At 66.5% G+C, this 18,862-nt stretch carries 15 protein-coding genes and 1 pseudogene; 3 read left to right on the forward strand and 13 right to left on the reverse strand.

Annotated elements, in window-relative coordinates:
- Positions 1-10: 10 nt before the first annotated feature.
- The 11 genes from AC1DYN_RS11740 to AC1DYN_RS11790 all read right to left on the reverse strand — a co-directional run bounded on the left by AC1DYN_RS11740 (position 11) and on the right by AC1DYN_RS11790 (position 14,063).
- Positions 11-4,783, reverse strand: coding sequence for a glutamate synthase-related protein (locus AC1DYN_RS11740; protein WP_477959563.1), 4,773 nt, complete (start codon positions 4,781-4,783; stop codon positions 11-13).
- A gap of 141 nt (positions 4,784-4,924) precedes the next feature.
- Complete coding sequence (locus tag AC1DYN_RS11745) at positions 4,925-5,590, reverse strand: transposase (protein ID WP_477959565.1); 666 nt, start codon at positions 5,588-5,590, stop codon at positions 4,925-4,927.
- A 4-nt stretch (positions 5,591-5,594) separates the two neighbouring features.
- Positions 5,595-6,761: a deoxyguanosinetriphosphate triphosphohydrolase gene (locus AC1DYN_RS11750; RefSeq protein ID WP_477959567.1), complete on the reverse strand. Its 1,167-nt coding sequence runs from the start codon at positions 6,759-6,761 to the stop codon at positions 5,595-5,597.
- A 2-nt stretch (positions 6,762-6,763) separates the two neighbouring features.
- Positions 6,764-7,855 carry a 3-dehydroquinate synthase gene (gene aroB, locus AC1DYN_RS11755; protein WP_477959569.1) on the reverse strand — a complete coding sequence of 364 codons (1,092 nt, stop codon included), beginning with the start codon at positions 7,853-7,855 and terminating at the stop codon, positions 6,764-6,766.
- A gap of 32 nt (positions 7,856-7,887) precedes the next feature.
- On the reverse strand, positions 7,888-8,424 hold the full coding sequence (locus tag AC1DYN_RS11760) for a shikimate kinase (RefSeq protein WP_477959593.1): 537 nt from the start codon (positions 8,422-8,424) through the stop codon (positions 7,888-7,890).
- Positions 8,425-8,493: 69 nt separating this feature from the next.
- Positions 8,494-8,895 carry a hypothetical protein gene (locus AC1DYN_RS11765; protein WP_477959571.1) on the reverse strand — a complete coding sequence of 134 codons (402 nt, stop codon included), beginning with the start codon at positions 8,893-8,895 and terminating at the stop codon, positions 8,494-8,496.
- A gap of 67 nt (positions 8,896-8,962) precedes the next feature.
- Entirely contained in the window at positions 8,963-11,113 is a 2,151-nt protein-coding gene (locus tag AC1DYN_RS11770) for a type IV pilus secretin PilQ (protein ID WP_477959573.1), read from the reverse strand.
- Between the two features lie 23 nt (positions 11,114-11,136).
- On the reverse strand, positions 11,137-11,685 hold the full coding sequence (locus AC1DYN_RS11775; protein WP_477959575.1) for a pilus assembly protein PilP: 549 nt from the start codon (positions 11,683-11,685) through the stop codon (positions 11,137-11,139).
- On the reverse strand, positions 11,682-12,371 hold the full coding sequence (locus AC1DYN_RS11780; RefSeq protein WP_477959578.1) for a type IV pilus inner membrane component PilO: 690 nt from the start codon (positions 12,369-12,371) through the stop codon (positions 11,682-11,684). The genes AC1DYN_RS11775 and AC1DYN_RS11780 overlap by 4 nt, the downstream gene beginning before the upstream one ends.
- A gap of 13 nt (positions 12,372-12,384) precedes the next feature.
- Positions 12,385-13,029 (reverse strand): PilN domain-containing protein, encoded by a 645-nt coding sequence (locus tag AC1DYN_RS11785; protein WP_477959580.1) that lies wholly within the window; start codon positions 13,027-13,029, stop codon positions 12,385-12,387.
- Positions 13,026-14,063, reverse strand: a complete 1,038-nt coding sequence (locus tag AC1DYN_RS11790) for a pilus assembly protein PilM (RefSeq protein ID WP_477959581.1) — start codon at positions 14,061-14,063, stop codon at positions 13,026-13,028. The genes AC1DYN_RS11785 and AC1DYN_RS11790 overlap by 4 nt, the downstream gene beginning before the upstream one ends.
- A 320-nt stretch (positions 14,064-14,383) precedes the next feature.
- On the opposite strand from AC1DYN_RS11790, the gene AC1DYN_RS11795 reads away from it, so the two are divergent.
- Entirely contained in the window at positions 14,384-16,771 is a 2,388-nt protein-coding gene (locus AC1DYN_RS11795; RefSeq protein WP_477959583.1) for a penicillin-binding protein 1A, read from the forward strand.
- A 4-nt stretch (positions 16,772-16,775) separates the two neighbouring features.
- Here AC1DYN_RS11795 and cyaY read toward each other — a convergent pair whose 3' ends face one another.
- Positions 16,776-17,111: an iron donor protein CyaY gene (gene cyaY / locus AC1DYN_RS11800; RefSeq protein WP_477959595.1), complete on the reverse strand. Its 336-nt coding sequence runs from the start codon at positions 17,109-17,111 to the stop codon at positions 16,776-16,778.
- 46 nt (positions 17,112-17,157) lie between these two features.
- Here cyaY and lptM point away from each other — a divergent pair, with 46 nt between their 5' ends.
- Both lptM and lysA read left to right on the forward strand, forming a co-directional pair.
- Positions 17,158-17,343 (forward strand): LPS translocon maturation chaperone LptM, encoded by a 186-nt coding sequence (lptM, locus tag AC1DYN_RS11805; RefSeq protein ID WP_477959585.1) that lies wholly within the window; start codon positions 17,158-17,160, stop codon positions 17,341-17,343.
- Between the two features lie 5 nt (positions 17,344-17,348).
- On the forward strand, positions 17,349-18,617 hold the full coding sequence (gene lysA, locus AC1DYN_RS11810; protein ID WP_477959587.1) for a diaminopimelate decarboxylase: 1,269 nt from the start codon (positions 17,349-17,351) through the stop codon (positions 18,615-18,617).
- A gap of 15 nt (positions 18,618-18,632) precedes the next feature.
- Here lysA and AC1DYN_RS11815 read toward each other — a convergent pair.
- Positions 18,633-18,862, reverse strand: a pseudogene (locus AC1DYN_RS11815) (IS110 family transposase); the annotation flags it as partial.

The following is an 18,862-nucleotide window of genomic DNA, read 5'->3' on the forward strand; positions in this document are numbered from 1 at the left end:
TGGGGCCTGCTCAGGCCTTGGTGCGGCTCTTGGCGCCGCTCTTCTCGGGGGCGCTCTTCTCAGGCGATTTCGCCTTCGCGATCGTGTCGTCGGCCTGCTTCGCGGCATTGATCTCGCCGAGCGCGCGCTTGTACTCGCTCGGGAACACTTTCACGAAGCGGCCGCGCGATTCGGCCCAGGTGTCGAGGATCTCTCGCGCGCGCAGGCTGCCGGTCCAGCGGTGGTGGTCGTCCAGCAGCTTGCGCAGGATCGCCTCGTCGGTCTGGCCCAGGTGCCACACCGCCTTGTCGACCGTGGCCTCCTGCTCGGCCGCGCCCAGCACCTTGTCGAGCTGCACCATCGCGGTGTTGCAGCGCTTGGCGAACTGGCCGTCCTCGTCGAACACGTAGGCCACGCCGCCGCTCATGCCGGCCGCGAAGTTGCGCCCGGTCCTGCCGAGCACCGCCACCGTGCCGCCGGTCATGTACTCGCAGCCGTGGTCGCCGGTGCCTTCGACCACCGCGGTCGCACCCGACAGCCGCACCGCGAAGCGCTCGCCGGCGACGCCGCGGAAGAAGGCCTCGCCGCTGGTCGCGCCATACAGCACGGTGTTGCCGACGATGATGTTGCGCGTCGCGTCGCCGCGGAAGTCGATGCTCGGGCGCACCACGACGCGGCCACCGGACAGGCCCTTGCCGGTGTAGTCGTTCGCATCGCCGATCAGGTACAGCGTGATGCCCTTGGCCAGGAAGGCGCCGAAGCTCTGGCCGCCGGTGCCTTCCATCTGCATGAAGATGGTGTGGTCGGGCAGGCCCTCGGGATGGCGGCGCACCAGCTCGCCGGACAGCATCGCGCCGACCGTGCGGTTGACGTTGCGCGTCTCTTCCATGAACTGCACCTTCTCGCCGCGCTCGAGCGCGGGCATGCACTTCTGGATCAGCTTGACGTCGAGCGCGCGGGCCAGGCCGTGGTCCTGCTCCTCGACCTGGCGGCGCGCCACGTCGGCCGGCGCGGAAGGCAGGTGGAAGATGCGCGAGAAATCCAGCCCCTGCGCCTTCCAGTGCGAGATGCCCTTGCGAGTGTCGAGCAGGTCGGCCCGGCCGATCAGGTCGTCGAACTTGCGGATGCCCAGCTGGGCCATGATCTGGCGCGCTTCCTCGGCGATGAAGAAGAAGAAGTTCACCACGTGCTCGGGCCGGCCCTGGAATTTCTTGCGCAGCACCGGGTCCTGCGTGGCCACGCCCACCGGGCAGGTGTTCAGGTGGCACTTGCGCATCATGATGCAGCCCTCGACCACCAGCGGCGCGGTCGCGAAGCCGAACTCGTCGGCGCCCAGCAGCGCGCCGATGACGACGTCGCGCCCGGTCTTCATCTGGCCGTCGGCCTGCACGCGCACGCGGCCCCGCAGGCGGTTCAGCACCAGCGTCTGCTGCGTCTCGGCCAAGCCGAGCTCCCACGGCGTGCCGGCGTGCTTGATCGAGCTCCACGGCGAAGCGCCGGTGCCGCCGTCGTGGCCGGCGATCACGATGTGGTCGGCCTTGGCCTTGGCCACGCCGGTGGCGATGGTGCCGACGCCGACCTCGGACACCAGCTTCACGCTGATGGCCGCGCGCTGGTTCGCGTTCTTCAGGTCGTGGATCAGCTGCGCCAGGTCTTCGATCGAATAGATGTCGTGGTGCGGCGGCGGCGAGATCAGCCCGACGCCCGGCACCGAGTAGCGCAGGAAGCCGATGTAGTCGGTGACCTTGCCGCCCGGCAACTGGCCGCCCTCGCCCGGCTTGGCGCCCTGCGCCATCTTGATCTGGATCTGGTCGGCCGACGACAGGTACTCGGCCGTGACGCCGAAGCGGCCCGACGCCACCTGCTTGATCTTCGAGCGCAGCGAGTCGCCTTCCTGCAGCTCGTAGTCGGCCTCGATGACCTTGTTGGCGATCACGTCGCTGACCTTGGTGCCGGCGCTGATGCGGATGCCCTTCAACTCGTTGCGGTAGCGCGCCGGGTCTTCGCCGCCCTCGCCGGTGTTGGACTTGCCGCCGATGCGGTTCATCGCGACGGCCAGCGTCGCATGCGCCTCGGTGGAGATCGAGCCGAGCGACATCGCGCCGGTCGCGAAGCGCTTGACGATCTCGGCCGCGGGCTCGACCTCGTCGAGCGGGATCGCCTTGGCCGGGTCGACCTTGAACTCGAACAGCCCGCGCAGCGTCATGTGGCGCCGCGACTGGTCGTTCACCAGCTGCGCATATTCCTTGTAGGTGTCGAACTTGTTGGCGCGCGCGCTGTGCTGCAGCTTGGCGATCACGTCCGGCGTCCACATGTGCTCTTCGCCACGCACGCGCCAGGCGTACTCGCCGCCGGCATCCAGCATGCCGGCCAGCACCGGGTCGTCGCCGAAGGCGGCACGGTGCATGCGGATCGCCTCTTCGGCGACCTCGAACACGCCGATGCCGCCGACCTGGCTGGCGGTGCCGCGGAAGTACTTGTCGATCAGCTGCTTGTCCAGGCCGATGGCCTCGAAGATCTGCGCGCCGCAATAGGACATGTAGGTCGAGATGCCCATCTTGGACATGATCTTCGACAAGCCCTTGCCGATCGCCTTGACGTAGTTGTAGATCGCCTTGTCGGCCGACAGCTCGCCCGGCAGTTCCTTGTGCAGGCCGAGCAGCGTCTCCATCGCGAGGTACGGGTGCACCGCCTCGGCGCCATAGCCGGCCAGCACCGCGAAGTGGTGCACCTCGCGCGCCGAGCCGGTCTCGACCACCAGGCCGGCGGTGGTGCGCAGGCCCTCGCGCACCAGGTGCTGGTGGATGGCCGACAGCGCCAGCAAGGCGGGAATCGCGACGTTGTCGCGGTCCATCGCGCGGTCGCTGATGATCAGGATGTTGTGGCCGCTCTTGAGCGCGTCGACGCTTTCGGCGCACAGCGACGCGAGCTTGGCCTCGACGCCTTCATCGCCCCAGCCGAGCGGGTAGGTGATGTCGATCACGTGGCTCTTGAACTTGCCGTGCGTGTGCTTCTCGATCTCGCGCAGGCGTTCCATGTCGGCGAAGTCGAGGATGGGCTGCGACACCTCCAGGCGCATCGGCGGGTTGACCGCGTTGATGTCCAGCAGGTTGGGCTTCGGGCCGATGAAGGACACCAGCGACATCACGACCGCCTCGCGGATCGGGTCGATCGGCGGATTGGTGACCTGGGCGAACAGCTGCTTGAAGTAGTTGTACAGCGGCTTGTTCTTGTCCGACAGCACCGCCAGCGGCGAATCGTTGCCCATCGAGCCGGTGCCTTCCTCGCCCGCCTGGGCCATCGGGCTCAGCAGGAACTTGATGTCTTCCTGCGTGTAGCCGAAGGCCTGCTGGCGGTCGAGCAGCGATTCGCTGAACGCGCGCGGTTCGCCGGTCAGCTCGATCGAGTCGAGGCGGATGCGCACGTTCTCGATCCACTGGCGGTAGGGCTTGGCGAGCGCGAACTGGTTCTTCAGTTCCTCGTCGTCGATGATGCGGCCCTGGTCGAAGTCGATCAGGAACATCTTGCCCGGCTGCAGGCGCCACTTCTTGATGATCTTGTTCTCCGGGATCATCGGCAGCACGCCGGATTCGGAGGCCATCACGACCAGGTCGTCGTCGGTGACGATGTAGCGCGAAGGGCGCAGGCCGTTGCGGTCGAGCGTGGCTCCGATCTGGCGGCCGTCGGTGAACACCATCGAGGCCGGGCCGTCCCACGGCTCCATCATCGCGGCGTGGTACTCGTAGAACGCGCGGCGGCGCTCGTCCATCGTCGCGTGCTGTTCCCAGGCCTCGGGGATCATCATCATCGCGGCGTGCGCGAGCGAGTAGCCGCTCATCGTCAGCAGTTCGAGCGCGTTGTCGAAGGTGGCGGTGTCGGACTGGCCTTCGAAGGTGATCGGGTACAGCTTGTTCAGGTCTTCGCCGAGCACTGGCGACTTCATCACGCCTTCGCGCGCGCGCATCCAGTTGAAGTTGCCCTTGACGGTGTTGATCTCGCCGTTGTGCGCCACCATCCGGTACGGGTGGGCCAGCGGCCACTCGGGGAAGGTGTTGGTGGAGAAGCGCTGGTGCACCAGGGCCAGCGCCGAGGTGACGCGCGGATCCTGCAGGTCCTTGTAGTACTTGCCGACCTGGTCGGCCAGCAGCAGGCCCTTGTAGATGATGGTGCGGCAGCTCATGCTGGGCACGTAGTACTCGCGGCTGTGCGTCAGCTTCAGGCGCTGGATCGCGCTGGACGCGGTCTTGCGGATCACGTAGAGCTTGCGCTCCAGCGCGTCCGGCACGATCACGTCAGGGCCGCGGCCGATGAAGACCTGGCGGATGATCGGCTCCTTGGCGCGCACGGTCGGCGACATCGGCATCTCGGCATCGACCGGCACCTCGCGCCAGCCCAGCAGCACCTGGCCTTCGGCCTTGACCGCGCGTTCAACCTCCTGCTCGCAGGCCAGGCGCGACGCATGCTCCTTGGGCATGAAGATCATGCCGACGCCGTACTCGCCGGGCGGCGGCAGCTCGACACCCTTGGCCGCCATCTCGGCCCGGTAGAACTCGTCGGGGATCTGGATCAGGATGCCGGCGCCGTCGCCCATCAGCTTGTCGGCACCGACGGCGCCGCGGTGGTCGAGGTTCTCCAGGATCTTCAGGCCCTGCTCGACGATGCTGTGCGCCTTGTGGCCGCGGATGTGGGCGACGAAGCCGACGCCGCAGGCATCGTGCTCGTGCGCCGGGCTGTACAGGCCGTGCTCGGCCGATTGCTGCAGTTCAGCGGGAGAAGCCCCACCGTGGTCGGCCTGGGTTGTCATGGCGCACTCCGTCAGAAGACTTGGAAACCTGGGATCGGCCCGAAGAATACTGCAGCGCAGCAAGGGCTTCAATCAAAATAAATGGGGTCAGGCACCATATTTTGAAGGGTGCTGGTGTCGCGCAAATTAAATAGGGACAGATCAAACGCGATGCTTCGGCGGGCGGCCGCGCGGCTTGGCGGCCAAGCGGCGGTCCGTGGTCGATGACAAGTGGGCGACGAACGCCGCCGATCCAAGCGGCCATCCCTGTGCAAGCGCACGCTGGAACCGCTCGGCTTCGTTGGAGGAGGTGCCTTGTTCAAACCATGCGCGGTATTTCATCTCCCGGTCGAAAGGCGTGTTGCCCAATGCCCAATAGAGAGAGTGGTCGCTCACAACTGGATCGGTGAGCCGTCCAAGATGGTGCGCGGCGCTGGAGCTGTCGCGCGGCGGCTGCGCCGCCTCGACGTAGCGCATCGCCGCAAGCAAGTGCTGTTCCGCTTCGATCGGCACGGCGCGGAAACGGCCATCCCACAGGCTGCCGGAGCGTGCGTGCCGGCGGTTGAACATCAGGCCGTAGCGCCGGCCGAGCGACTGCATCATCCGGCTCAATGCATCGGTGGCATCCGGTGTTGCCAGCAGCTGGACTTCCCCGGTCGCGAGGCCATAGGCGTGGATCGCGACGCCATGGGCCTTGGCCGACTCGGCCAGCAGCGACAGGAAACGGGCCCGGTCGGCATCGTCCACGAACACCGGCTGGCCGTTGTGGCCGCGCAGCAACACGAGATGGGGATGGCCCGGGATGCACAGGCGGGCGAGGCGCGCCATCGGGTCAATCGAAGAGCCGGCGGCCCGTCAGGCGCTGGTGCTCGCGCAGCGCATAGCGGTCGGTCATGCCGGCGATGTAGTCGGCCAGCTGGCGCAGCGTGGCGGGCGCCCCAGCGTCGTCCGGCACCCACTCGGCTGGCCGCTGGCGGTAGATGTCGAACAGCTCCTGCACCACCTGCTTCGCACGGTCGGTGGTGGCGACGACCTGCGGATGGCGGTAGAGGTTGTGGCGCAGGAAGCGCTTCAGCCCGGCGCTGTCGGCCACCATCTGCGGGTTGAAGCAGATCAGCGGCGGTGCGGCCCGGACCTCGTCCGCACTGGTGGGGCGGTGTGCGCCGATCGCCGCCTGGCTGGCATCGAGCACGTCGTAGACCTGGGCCGACAGCATGCGGCGGATGCTCTCGAACAGCAGGCGACGCCCCTTCAGTCCGGGGTGCTCGGCCAGCGCCTCGGACTTGTAGCGCGCGAACAAGGGCACCTCGTCCAGCTGTGCAAGGCTCAACAACCCGGAGCGCACGCCGTCGTCGACGTCATGCGCGTTGTAGGCGATCTCGTCGGCGAGGTTGCACAGCTGTGCCTCCAGGCTCGGCCGCTGGCGTGACAGGAAGCGGTGCGCGACACCACCCGGCTCGCGTGCCTCGAGCTGTTGCGCAGCCTCGCGCGAACAGTGCTTCAGGATGCCCTCGCGTGTTTCGAGCGTGAGGTTCAGGCCGTCGAACGCCGGGTAGCGCTCTTCGAGGCTGTCGACGACACGCAGGCTTTGCAGGTTGTGCTCGAAGCCCCCGCTCGCCGGATCGGCCGCGCGCAGGCAGTCGTCCAGGGCATCCTGGCCGGCATGGCCGAACGGCGTGTGACCGAGGTCGTGCGCCAGCGCGATCGCCTCCACCAGGTCCTCGTTGAGGCCGAGGCTGCGGGCGATCGAACGCCCCAGTTGGGCCACCTCGAGCGAATGCGTGAGCCGCGTGCGGAACAGGTCGCCTTCGTGGTTCAGGAACACCTGCGTCTTGTAGACCAGCCGGCGGAAGGCCGTGCTGTGCACGATGCGGTCGCGGTCGCGCTGGTATTCGCTGCGGGTCGGCGCGGCCGGTTCGGCCAAGCGGCGCCCGCGCGATCGGCGCGGGTCGCAGGCGTAGGGCTTCAGACCCGGCGGCGGCGACGCGTCAGCCACCATGCTCAGACCGTGTTCGCCGCCAGCACCTCGCGCACCAGGTCGTCGGGTGCCGATCGCAGCGCGGCGCGGCCGGGGGCCTCGATGACGACGAAGCGGATCTCGCCCGCCTCGGATTTCTTGTCGACACGCATCAGCTCGAGATAGCGCTCCGCGCCCAGCTGCGGGCCGCGCACCGGCAGCCCTGCCCGCTCGACGAGGCGTGCAATGCGCTGCGCGTAAGCACCGTCGATCAGGCCCAGGCGCTGCGACAGGTCGGCCGCCATCACCATGCCGCAACCGACAGCCTCGCCATGCAACCAGGTGCCGAAGCCCAGACCGGCCTCGATCGCGTGGCCGAAGGTGTGGCCGAAGTTCAGGATGGCGCGCAGGCCCGCCTCGCGTTCGTCCTGCCCGACGACCCACGCCTTGATCTCGCACGAACGCTTGACGGCGTAGGCCAGTGCCTGCTTGTCGCGCGCGCGCAGGGCATCGAGGTTCGCATCGATCCAGTCCAGGAAGGCGTCGTCGGCGATCGGGCCGTACTTGATGACCTCGGCCAGCCCGGCGGAAATCTCCCGATCGGGCAGCGTGTCCAGCGTGTCCAGGTCGGCGATCACGCGCAAGGGCTGGTAGAACGCGCCGATCATGTTCTTGCCGAGCGGGTGGTTGATGGCGGTCTTGCCGCCCACCGACGAGTCGACCTGCGCCAACAAGGTGGTCGGCACCTGGACGAAGGGCACGCCGCGCATGTAGCAGGCCGCGGCAAAGCCGGTGACATCGCCGATCACGCCGCCGCCGAGCGCGTACAGCACGGTCTTGCGGTCGGCTCCTGCGCGCAACAGCGTGCCGAAGATGCGCTCCAGCGAAGCCCAGTCCTTGTGGATCTCGCCGTCGGGGAGTTCGACGACCAGGCACTGGGCCACCGCGGAACGCAGTAGCGCCTGCAGTCGCTGCGCGTACAAGGGGGCGACCGTCGGATTGGTCACGATGACCGCCGTGTGCCCGTGCGGCACGCCATCGAGCGCCGTCCGATCGGCGAGCAGGCCGGCCCCAATGCGGATCTGGTAGCTGCGCTCCCCCAGCTCGATCGTCACGTCTTCATGCCGCGAATTCATGGCCGGCAGTTTAGCGCGGCGACCTGGCGTGCTCAGTGGGGAGGCGAAGGCTCGCTTCCCGCATCGTCAGTCAGCACGAGGATGCCTGCGAGTTGCAGTTGGGCCAGCACCATGTTCACCAGGGTGTGCACTGTCGGCCGGCCCGTGTCGATGACGAAATGGGCCGTCTCGCGATAGAGAGGGTCGCGCTGCTGGTACAGCTCGCGCAGGCGGGCCAGCGGGTCTGCCACCTGGAGGAGTGGCCGCTGGGTGTCGTGGCGCAGGCGCCGGTACAGCTCTTCCGGCGTGGAGCGCAGGTAGACGACATCGCAGCGCCCATGCAGCCGGGTTCGATTCTCCGCCCGCAGGACCGCGCCGCCACCGGTCGCGATCACCATGGGGCCGGCGTGCGACAACTCGTCGATGACCTCGGCTTCGAGGTCGCGAAAACGGGACTCGCCCTCGCGTTCGAAGAAGCTGCGGATCGGTTCACCGATCCGGGCTTCGATCACGGCATCACTGTCGATGAACCGGCGCTGCGTTCGCTTCGCGATCTGCCGGCCGGCGGTGGACTTGCCGCCCCCGGGCATGCCGATCAATGCCAGTGGCCTGGACGTCGGGCCGGGGGACACCGATGTATCGATTCGGAGCCGACCCGCTCAGGGCTCCTCGAACGGGCTGGAAACCGAGACCGTGACAGTCCGGTTCAACTTGTCCTTCACAACCACCAGCCCCGGGTCCATGCACTTTCCGATGAGCGTGATGGTGAAACTGCCGCCTGCAGAATCGACCTTGGTCTTGTTCAACACGAGCCCGGTCGGGAAGGTGTTGTTGATGTAGTAAGGCGCTGTTCCGCCATACACGAATACTTCGGTCGTCAAATCGGTGGTGCAGGTTCCTTTCAGATTCTTCACCGTGATTTCCGCCGGCTGAACATTGAAGGCAGCGGGCRCACCCGCTTCGTTGTCTTCGCTTCCTCCGCCGCCACACGAGGCGAGCGCGGCAACAGAGATCAAGGCCAGAGCAACGCGGTTCAGCAAAGGCAATTTCATATCGAGCACCTGAATATCCTGGTTGGCGAAGACGGGCGGGCTGCGGGTCGCCCCCTCCCGTGATTGCAGACTATTTTTACCGAACCGCAGACCGGTCGCTGACCACCTTCGGCGTGATGAAGATCAGCAGTTCGGTCTTCTTCGACGACCTCGTCTTCACCTTGAACAGGTTGCCCAGRAACGGAATGTCGCCGAGGTACGGCACCTTCGTCACGGTGTCCTGATCGTCCTGCGTGAAGATACCGCCGATCACGACCGTGCCGCCATTTTCGACCAGCACCTGCGTGCGCACGTGCTTGGTGTCGATGGCCAGGCCCTGGGCCGTGACCTGCCCGACGCTGTCCTTGGTGACGTCCAGGTCGAGGATGACGTTGCCTTCCGGCGTGATCTGCGGCGTCACCTCGAGCTTCAGGTTGGCCTTGCGGAACTGGATGGCCGTTGCGCCGCTGGACGTTGCCGATTGGTACGGCAATTCCGTGCCCTGCTCGATCAAGGCCTTCACCTGGTCGGCGGTGATGACCCGCGGGCTGGACAGGATCTTGCCCTTGTTCTCGGCTTCCAGCGCCGACAGTTCAAGGTTCAGGAAGCGGTTGGCGCCGACGCCGAACAAGGACAGCGCGAAGGTGGCGGCGCCGTAGTCGTTCTGGCCGACCGCCGGCAGGTTGACGAAGTTGGTGTTGCTGTAGGTCAGCGCGGTGCCGGACTGGCCTGTCTGCGCGCCGATCGCGTTGTAGTTGCCGCCGATCCCGACACGGGTGTTGCCGCCCACGTTGAAGCCCGCCACGCCGCCGTTCAGGCCGCGCGTGTCCGCGTAGCCGAGCTTGGCACCCAGCGAGCGGCCGAACGAGTCATTCGCTTCGACAATGCGCGCCTCGATCAGCACCTGGCGAACCGGCACGTCGATCTTGGCGATCATCGCCTGGATCTCCTCCAGCTTCGACGGGATGTCGCTGACGAAGAGCTGGTTGGTTCGGGTCTCGAAGATCACGCTGCCCCGGTTGGTCAGGATGCGCGAGGTTTGCCCCGCCGTTCCGCCGCCGCCGGCACTCGTCTGGCCCGTCAGGCCCTTGGCGACCTCTTCGGCCTTGGTGTAGTTCAGCTGGAACGACTGCGTGCGCACCGGCTCCAGGTTGGCGATCTGCGCCTTGGCTTCCAGGTCGATCTTCTCTTTCGAGGCCAGTTCGTCCTTGGGTGCGATCCAGATCACGTTGCCCGACTTGCGCAGGCCGAGGCCCTTGGCCTGCAGGATGATGTCGAGGGCCTGGTCCCACGGCACATCTTTCAGGCGCAGCGTCACGTTGCCGGTGACAGTGTCGCTGGTGACGACGTTGAAGTTGGTGAAGTCGGCGATGACCTGCAGGAGCGCGCGCACTTCGATGTTCTGGAAGTTCAGCGACAGCTTTTCGCCGGCATAGCCGGGGCCCTGGACCAGCTTGTTCGGGTCCTGCTTCTGCTGGCGCACTTCGAGCACGAACTGGTTGTCGGTCTGGTAGGCGCTGTGCTCCCAGGCGCCACGCGGCTCGACCACCATGCGGACGCGATCGCCGTTCTGGAACGTGGAGACCGATTGGACCGGCGTGCCGAAGTCGGTCACGTCGAGCTTGCGGCGCAGGTTCTCCGGCAGGTTCGAGCGCAGGAACTCGACCACCAGGCTCTGGCCCTGCTGGCGAATGTCGACGCCGACCTGGTTGTTCGCCAAGTCGACGACGACCCGTCCGGCACCATCCTGGCCACGGCGGAAGTCGATGCCCTTCAGCGGCAGCGGTGCGTCGTTGAGGTTGTCCGCGAAGTGGGTTTCGGTGGAAATGCCGGGCTTCGCCGCAGCCACCGCAGCACCGGCGGGCGCTGCAGTTTCCATCACCACCACCAGCACCTTGCCCTCGAGCTGGGCCCGGTAGTTGGACGCCTGCTTCAGGTTCAGCACCAGGCGCGTGCGATCGCCGGACTGCGCAATGTTGACCGAGCGGATGTTGCCCTGGTTGATGTCCAGGTTGGACTTGCCCATGGCATTGCCAACACCCGGCAGGTCCAGCGCGATGCGCGGCGGCGTCTGAACCGTGAAGCCGGTCGGCACGGCCGCCAACGGTTCAGACAGCTCGATGCGCACGACCTCGGCGCCCGCCTGCTGCGAACTGTTGATGGACTGGATGGCGTTCTGCGCCCAGGCAGACAAGGACGCGCCGAAGAGCAACGCGAGCGCAACGCTTCGAACTTGCCACTTACCCATGATCTGTTTCTCCTGCATGTTCTTCACCGCGCCCGTTCCTGAAGCTGAAGGGAACTCGTCCGCTCGATCCATTCGCCCGCTGCGTCCTGCACGATTTCGCGCAGCGAGATGTCCGTCTCGGTAATCTTGGTGACCTTGCCGTAGTTCTGGCCCAGGTAGTCACCCGCCTTGACCTGGTACAGCAGGTTGTCGACCCGCAGCAGCGCATAGGGGCGCCCCTGCTTGGTCACGCTGCCGACCATCGACATGCTGTCCAGCGGATACGCCTCGAGCGGCTCCTTGCGGCGATTGATTTCGGCCGCCAGCAGCGAATTGGGCTGCCGCGATTCCTGCTTGATGGCCACCGTCAGCTTCTGCGTGCTGAACGGTTCGACGCCGGCACCAGCCAAGTAGGGCTGCGGGTTGAATTTCTTGGGCGGCGACAGCGGCGTCACGCTCGGCTTCGCCTCCCGCCGCTGCTGCTCGATCCATTGCTGCAGTTCATCCTGCGCATCGCCGCAGGCGGTCAGGGACAGCGCCGCGAAGGCGCATGCGCTCATTGCCGCTGCCAGGCGCACTGTGGTGCCCGTCATTTCTTCGCTCCCGCTGCCTTGGCTGCCGCCTGGCGCTGTGCGCTGACCTCGGCCGGGTCGAGGTAGCGATAGGTTCTGGCCGTGGCGTCCATGCCCAGCAACCCCGTTGCATCCTTGCCGCCGGCGCTGGCGATTGTCATGTTGTGAAGCGTGACGATGCGCGACAGGTTGGCGACGTCGGCCGCGAAGGCGCCGATGTCGTGGTACCGCCCGGTCACGCGGATCGAGATCGGAAGTTCGGCGTAGTAGTCCTTGACCAGCACCTGGCCCGGACGAAACAGCTCGAACTGCAGGCCACGGCCCAGGCCTGCCTGGTTGATGTCCGACAGCAGGGCGTCCATCTCGGCCTTGCCGGGGAGCTGCTTCTCGAGCTGCGTGACGTACTCTTCGACCTGCAACTTCTGCTTGCGCAATTCCTCGAGGTTCACGGCCTGCGCCAGCTTGCCCCGGTAGTCCTGCTTCAGCGTGGGTTCCTTGTCGCGCTCGGCCTGCAGCTGTTCATCGACCCCTTGCAGCAGCAGGAACCAGCCGGCCACCACCACCATCACGCCCAATGCCAGCCAGCTGGCAAGCTTCGGCAGCATGGGCCACTGGCCGGGTTCATTCGGATTGAGACCGCGGAATTGCGAGGCCGCAGCCCCGAATACCGAGTTCAGATCGACGTTGACGGATTTCTTCGTTGCCATGGCGTCTCGATGGTCAGGGCTTCTTGGCCGCGATGGCGGCGCTCGCGGCAGCGCCCGGCGGGACGCCCGACGCCGAGGCAGCGGCCGCATCGACGTCCTGCGGGCGCTTGATGCTCACGCGCATCGAAAAGTCGAACAGGCGCTTCTGTTCGCGGTTCGCTGTCTGCACGCTTGCCGCCTTGATCTCGACCAGTTCCGGCTTCATCAGCCACTCGGAATTGTTGCTGGTGTTGCGCAGCAACTCGGACACGCGCTCGTTGGTCTGTGCAATGCCGGTCAGCAGCAGCACCTGGCCATCCTGCTTGATGCTGTTGAAATAGACGCCTTCGGGAGTCTGCTTGACGAGTTCGTTGAGCACGTGCACCGGCAGGTTGCGATCGATCTGCAGGTCTTCGACCGCTTTCTGGCGGGCCTTGAGCGCGTCGATCTCGGCACGCAGCGTGGCGATGTCCTTGATCTGCGTCTCGAGCTTGCGGATCTCGGCCGTCAGGAAGTCGTTGCGGTGGATCTGGTTCTCCGTCATCTGCTGCAGGACCAGGTACCACAGGGCCAGCACGACCAAGCCGGCCGCCGCGGCCATGCCCAGGCCCAGGAAGAACGTCGCCTTGCGCCGCTTGCGCTTTTCTTCGCGGTGCGGAAGTAGGTTGATCAGGATCACTGCAAGAACCTCCGCATCGCCAGCCCGCAGGCCGTCAGGTAGGAAGGCGCTTCACGGCGCAGCTTGCTCTCGCGCACCGCGGAGCCCAGCTTCATGTTCTCGAACGGGTTCACGACCATCGATGCAAATCCGGTCAGTTCGGTGACGCGGTCCTTCAGGCCCGGCAGCGTCGCGGTGCCGCCGGCCAGCATCACGTAGTGCACCTTGTGGTGCGGCGTGCTGGTGAAGAAATACTGCAAGGCACGTCCGATCTCCTGCGACAGGCTGTCGACGAACGGCGCCAGCAGCGAGGACTCGTAGTCTTCGGGCAGCTCGGCCGACAGCTTCTTCTGCTCGGCTTCCTCGAACGAGAAACCGTACTGGCGCGAGATCAGCTGCGTCAGCTGCGAGCCGCCGAAGGCCTGGTCGCGGTCGTAGAGCATCTCTTCGTCGCGCAGCACCTTCAGGCTGGTGGTATCGGCGCCGATCTCGAACAGCGCGACCAGCGCATCCTTGCCTTCGTTGGGCAGGGCTTCGATCAGCCGGCCCATCGCGAGGCGCGACGCATGCGATTCGATGTCGAGCACGGCGGGCTTCAGGCCGGCGGCTTCGGCCAAGCCCTGGCGGTCCTGGACGCGGTCCTTGCGCGACGCGGCGATGAGCACCTCGACGTCACCGACCGAGGTCGGGCTCGGCCCGATGACCGAGAAGTCAAGACTCACCTCGTCGAGCGAGAACGGGATGTATTGATTGGCTTCCGACTCGACCTGCAGCTCGAGCTCTTCTTCGCGCAGGCCGGCCGGCAGCATGATCTTCTTCGTGATCACCGCCGACTGCGGCATCGCCAGCACGACCTGCTTGGTCTTGGTGCCGCTCTTGGTGACGACGCGGCGCACCGCATCGGCCACCTCGTCGAATTTCTCGATCTGGCCGTCGGTGATCCAGCCTTTTTCGAAGCTTTCGGCCGCGAAGCGCTCGAGTATGTACTCACCCGAGGCGCTCTGGCCCAACTCGACCAGCTTCACACTGGACGAGCTGATATCCAAGCCGATCATCGGTGGATGCTTTCGGCCTAACAACAGGTCTAGGAAGCTCACAGGGCCATCTCCCAACGCGACACGAATCGACTCTGACACGTGCGCTGGATTGTTAAGAAGTTACTTCAATGCTAGCAGTAAACCCTTTGTGCAACAAAGATTTTTCCTTTTCTTGCAACCCATCCTCGTTGCTAAACGCTGACGGATTCTGGAGCCAAAAATTGTCATTTCGGGACAACCCTAGGCAGCCCCTGGCGGTAGTTGCCAACCACTTCACGCTCGGGCACTGACCGGTCAAAGTCGGTTCATATAATCGTCCCGACCATTGTTGGAGTCCCATGAGCGAATCCGAGGGCCCTACCGAGCGCCCGGCAGCCAGCCCGAACCGCCGATCCCCTTCCTCCACGCCGTCCATGCCTGCATGGGCACGCTGGCTCGGCCGGGCAATGCTYTGGCTTGCAGGCGGGGCGCTGGCAGGCGTGCTGGCCGTGGCGATGCTGATCGGCATCGCGCTGTCGGTGGCCTATCCCAACCTGCCGCAGGTCAGCGGGCTGGTCGACTACCGGCCGAAGCTGCCGATGCGCATCTACTCGGCCGACGGCGTGCTGCTCGGCGAGTACGGCGAGGAGCGCCGCAACTTCACGCCGCTGGCCCAGGTGCCCAAGGTGATGCAGGACGCGGTGCTGGCGATCGAGGACGCCCGCTTCTACCAGCACGGCGGCGTCGACTACAAGGGCGTGCTGCGCGCCGGCCTGGCGCAGTTCAACGAGTCGCGCAGCCAGGGCGCCTCGACCATCACGATGCAGGTGGCGCGCAACTTCTATCTCTCCACCGAGAAGACCTTCACGCGCAAGATCTACGAGATCCTGCTGGCGCTGAAGATCGAGAGCCTGCTCAGCAAGGACCAGATCCTCGAGATCTACATGAACCAGATCTTCCTCGGCCAGCGCGCGCACGGTTTCGCCGCGGCCAGCGAGATCTACTTCGGCAAGCCGCTGAAGGACATCACCATCGCCGAGGCCGCGATGCTGGCCGGCCTGCCGAAGGCGCCGTCGGCCTACAACCCCATCATCAACCCGAAGCGCGCGACGCAGCGCCAGCTCTACATCATCGACCGCATGCTCGAGAACGGCTTCATCACGCCGGAACAGCATGACGCGGCGCGGGCCCAGCAACTGAAGTACCGTGCCGCCCCCGAAGTGGTCGTTCACGCCGAGTACGTCGCCGAGGCGGCACGGCAGATGATCTTCTCGCAGTACGGCGAAGAGGCCTACACGCGCGGCCTCAACGTCTACCTGACGATCCAGTCGGGCGAGCAGACGGTGGCCTACCGCTCGCTGCGCAAGGGCATCATGGACTACGAACGGCGGCAGGTGTACCGCGGCCCCGAGGCCTACATCGACCTGCCGGCCAATGCCCGCGACGTGGACGCGCGCATCGCCGAAGCGCTGGTCGAGCACCCGGACAACGACGAACTGCGCGCCGCGGTCGCGCTCGAGACCAGCCCCAAGAAGGTGGTGGCCGTGCTGCAGAGCGGCGAATCCGTCACCATCACCGGCGAGGGCCTGAAGCCGGCCACCTCGGGCCTGGCCGAGAAGGGCAACCCGAAGACGCAGATCCGGCCCGGCGCCGTGATCCGCGTGCTGAAGACGCCGAAGGGCGACTGGTCGATCACGCAGTTGCCCGAGGTCGAGGGCGCCTTCGTGTCGCTCGACCCGCGCACCGGCGCGGTGCGCACGATGGTCGGGGGTTTCGACCATGCGAAGAGCAAGTTCAACCACGTGACGCAGGCCTGGCGCCAGCCGGGTTCGAGCTTCAAGCCCTTCATCTACTCGGCCTCGCTGGAGAAAGGCTTCACGCCTGCGACGGTGATCAACGACGCACCGCTGTTCTTCGACGCCGGCACCACCGGCAGCCAACCCTGGGAGCCGAAGAACTACGACGGCACCTTCGACGGCCCGATGTCGATGCGGCGCGGCCTGGCGAAGTCGAAGAACATGATCTCGATCCGCATCCTGCAGGCCATCGGTCCGGCCTACGCGCAGGAATGGGTCAGCCGCTTCGGCTTCGACCCCGAGAAGCACCCGGCCTACCTGACGATGGCACTGGGCGCCGGTTCGGTCACGCCGCTGCAGATGGCGACCGCCTATGGCGTGTTCGCGAACGGCGGCTACCGGCTCAACCCGTTCCTGATCAGCAAGATCACCGATGCGCGTGGCCACGTGCTGAACGAGGCCAAGCCGCAGGCGATGGACGACACGACGCGCACCATCCAGGCGCGCAATGCCTTCGTGATGGACAGCCTGCTGCAGGAAGTCACCCGCTCGGGCACCGCGGCCAACGCGCAGCGCGTGCTCAAGCGGCCCGACGTCTACGGCAAGACCGGCACCACCAACGACTCGAACGACGCCTGGTTCGCCGGCTTCCAGCGCAGCGTGGTCGGCGTGGTGTGGATCGGCTACGACAACCCGCGCAAGCTGGGCGACCGCGAAACCGGCGGCGGCCTGTCGCTGCCGGTGTGGATCGACTACATGCAGACGACGCTGAAGGGCGTGCCGGTCGAGGAGCCGTCAGCCCCCGAGGGCGTCGTCAACATGGGCGGCGAGTGGTACTACGAGGAATACACCCACGGCAGCGGGGTCAGCAGCCTGGGCCTGGACGACAAGCTGCCGACGCCGCCGACCGAGGAAGAGAAGAAGGGAATCCTCGATCTCTTCAAACGCTAGCGGTTCAAGCGGGCGGCGTGAAGGTCAATGCCAGCCCGGCCTGCTCGCTGGCGCAGGCCGACATGTCCGCAAAGAACTCGCGCCCCTCGCGCGTATCCAGCCAGCGCCCGTTGACGTGCTTGTAGTGGTAGCCCCCTGAGCGCGCCGCCAGCCACAGCTCGTGCAGCGGCGGCTGCGTGTTGATGACCAGCTTGCTGCCGTTCGGAAAGCTCAGTTCCAGCAGCCCACCGGTGCGCTCGGCATCGATGTCGACCACGTCGTCCTGCAGCCAGGCGTCGACGCTCGCCTCGATGCTGGCCAGCACGGCGCCGCTCAATGCATGGAACTGGGCATCGCTCAAGGGTGTGGGGACGATCTCGACAGTCATGGCCGGTAGAATTGTTCGCATGTTTCAGCAGCAGCGCAGTGTAGCGAGACGTCTTTCGACACTGGGCGCAATGATGTCTTTGGCGCTCGCGATGGCGTTGGCCGCCTGCGGCCAGAAGGGCCCGCTGAAGCTGCCCGCACCGGCATCGCCGCCCGCCGCCTCCGCCGTGCCGCCCACGCCGGCCTCCGCCCCCGCACCCCTCTGATCCCCATGACCCTGCCCGGCTCGCCCTTCGTCGCCTACCGCGACGCCGACCTGTTCATCGAGGATTGCGCGCTGAACGCCCTCGCCGATCGCTTCGGCTCGCCGCTGTACGTCTATTCGCGCAGCGCGATGCTGGCGGCCCTCGGCAGCTACCAGCGGGCGCTCGTCGGGCGCGACCACCTGGTCTGCTACGCGATGAAGGCCAACTCCAACCTGGCCGTGCTGCAGACCTTCGCGCAGGCCGGCTGCGGCTTCGACATCGTCTCCGGCGGCGAGCTCAAGCGCGTGCTGGCTGCCGGTGCACCGGCGTCGCGCGTGGTGTTCTCCGGCGTCGGCAAGACGCGCGGCGAGATGCGCGAGGCGCTGGAAACCGGCGTGCTGTGCTTCAACGTCGAAAGCGAACCCGAGCTCGAACTGCTGTCGCAGGTGGCGGTCGAGGCCGGCCGCACCGCGCGCATCAGCCTGCGCGTGAACCCCGACGTCGACGCCGGCACCCACCCCTACATTTCCACCGGCCTGAAGGGCAACAAGTTCGGCGTCGCGCACGAGCGCGCGGTCGCCGCCTACCTGCGCGCCGCCCGGCTGCCCGGGCTCGAGATCGCCGGCATCGATTGCCACATCGGCTCGCAGATCACCGAGGCCACGCCCTACCTCGACGCACTCGACCGCCTGCTCGACCTGGTCGAAGCGGTCGAGGCGCAGGGCATCCGCCTGCACCACGTCGACGTCGGCGGCGGGCTGGGCATCACCTACACCGACGAGACACCTCCGGAGGCCGGCGTGCTGGTCGCGCAGTTGCTCGCGCGCATCGATGCGCGCGGCCACGGCCACCGCAAGATCCTGTTCGAGCCGGGCCGCTCGCTGGTCGGCAATGCCGGCGTGCTGGTCAGCGAGGTGCTCTACCTGAAGCCGGGCGACGAGAAGAACTTCTGCATCGTCGACGCGGCGATGAACGACTTGGCGCGTCCGGCGATGTACGAGGCCTGGATGGGCATCGTGCCGTGCCGCCGCCGCACCGAGGCCCCGCTCACCTGGGATGTGGTCGGCCCGGTCTGCGAATCGGGCGACTGGCTGGGCCGCGACCGCGCGCTGGCCGTGCAGGCCGGCGACCGCGTCGCGGTGCTGTCCGCGGGGGCCTACGGCATGAGCATGGCCAGCAACTACAACACCCGGCCGCGCGCGGCCGAGGTGCTGGTGTCGGGATCCGAGGCCTGGCTGATCCGGGATCGCGAAGACGCCGCTGCGCTGTTTGCCGGCGAGCACCTGCTGCCGTAGGTTCTATGTCGAGCGTCAAGCCTTTCCGACGAGCTGAGGGTTGAAGGGCTGATTGGAGCGCCAGACGGAGAAGGCGATGCGAAGGAGCTTGCGAGCGACGACGCAATAGGCCTGGATCTTGGACATGCCGCGGGCGAGGAGCTTGTCGCGGATGGCCTTGAAGACGGGGGAGCGGCAGGCGGTCATGGCGGCGCAGTAGATGAGCCGGCGCTCCTCGGCGTTGCCCTGCTTGGAGAGCTTGCGGG

The organism is Rhizobacter sp. P2_D12, from assembly GCF_056404395.1.

Excerpts from the sequence above, each read along its gene's own strand:
- lysA (WP_477959587.1), top strand. The coding sequence starts at position 17,349 with ATGACCCTGCCCGGCTCGCCCTTCGTCGCCTACCGCGACGCCGACCTG.
- AC1DYN_RS11775 (WP_477959575.1), bottom strand. The coding sequence starts at position 11,685 with ATGACGGGCACCACAGTGCGCCTGGCAGCGGCAATGAGCGCATGCGCC.
- AC1DYN_RS11745 (WP_477959565.1), bottom strand. The coding sequence starts at position 5,590 with ATGGCGCGCCTCGCCCGCCTGTGCATCCCGGGCCATCCCCATCTCGTG.
- AC1DYN_RS11760 (WP_477959593.1), bottom strand. The coding sequence starts at position 8,424 with ATGCCCGGGGGCGGCAAGTCCACCGCCGGCCGGCAGATCGCGAAGCGA.
- aroB (WP_477959569.1), bottom strand. The coding sequence starts at position 7,855 with ATGAATTCGCGGCATGAAGACGTGACGATCGAGCTGGGGGAGCGCAGC.
- AC1DYN_RS11740 (WP_477959563.1), bottom strand. The coding sequence starts at position 4,783 with ATGACAACCCAGGCCGACCACGGTGGGGCTTCTCCCGCTGAACTGCAG.
- lptM (WP_477959585.1), top strand. The coding sequence starts at position 17,158 with ATGTTTCAGCAGCAGCGCAGTGTAGCGAGACGTCTTTCGACACTGGGC.
- AC1DYN_RS11750 (WP_477959567.1), bottom strand. The coding sequence starts at position 6,761 with ATGGTGGCTGACGCGTCGCCGCCGCCGGGTCTGAAGCCCTACGCCTGC.
- AC1DYN_RS11780 (WP_477959578.1), bottom strand. The coding sequence starts at position 12,371 with ATGGCAACGAAGAAATCCGTCAACGTCGATCTGAACTCGGTATTCGGG.
- AC1DYN_RS11790 (WP_477959581.1), bottom strand. The coding sequence starts at position 14,063 with ATGATCGGCTTGGATATCAGCTCGTCCAGTGTGAAGCTGGTCGAGTTG.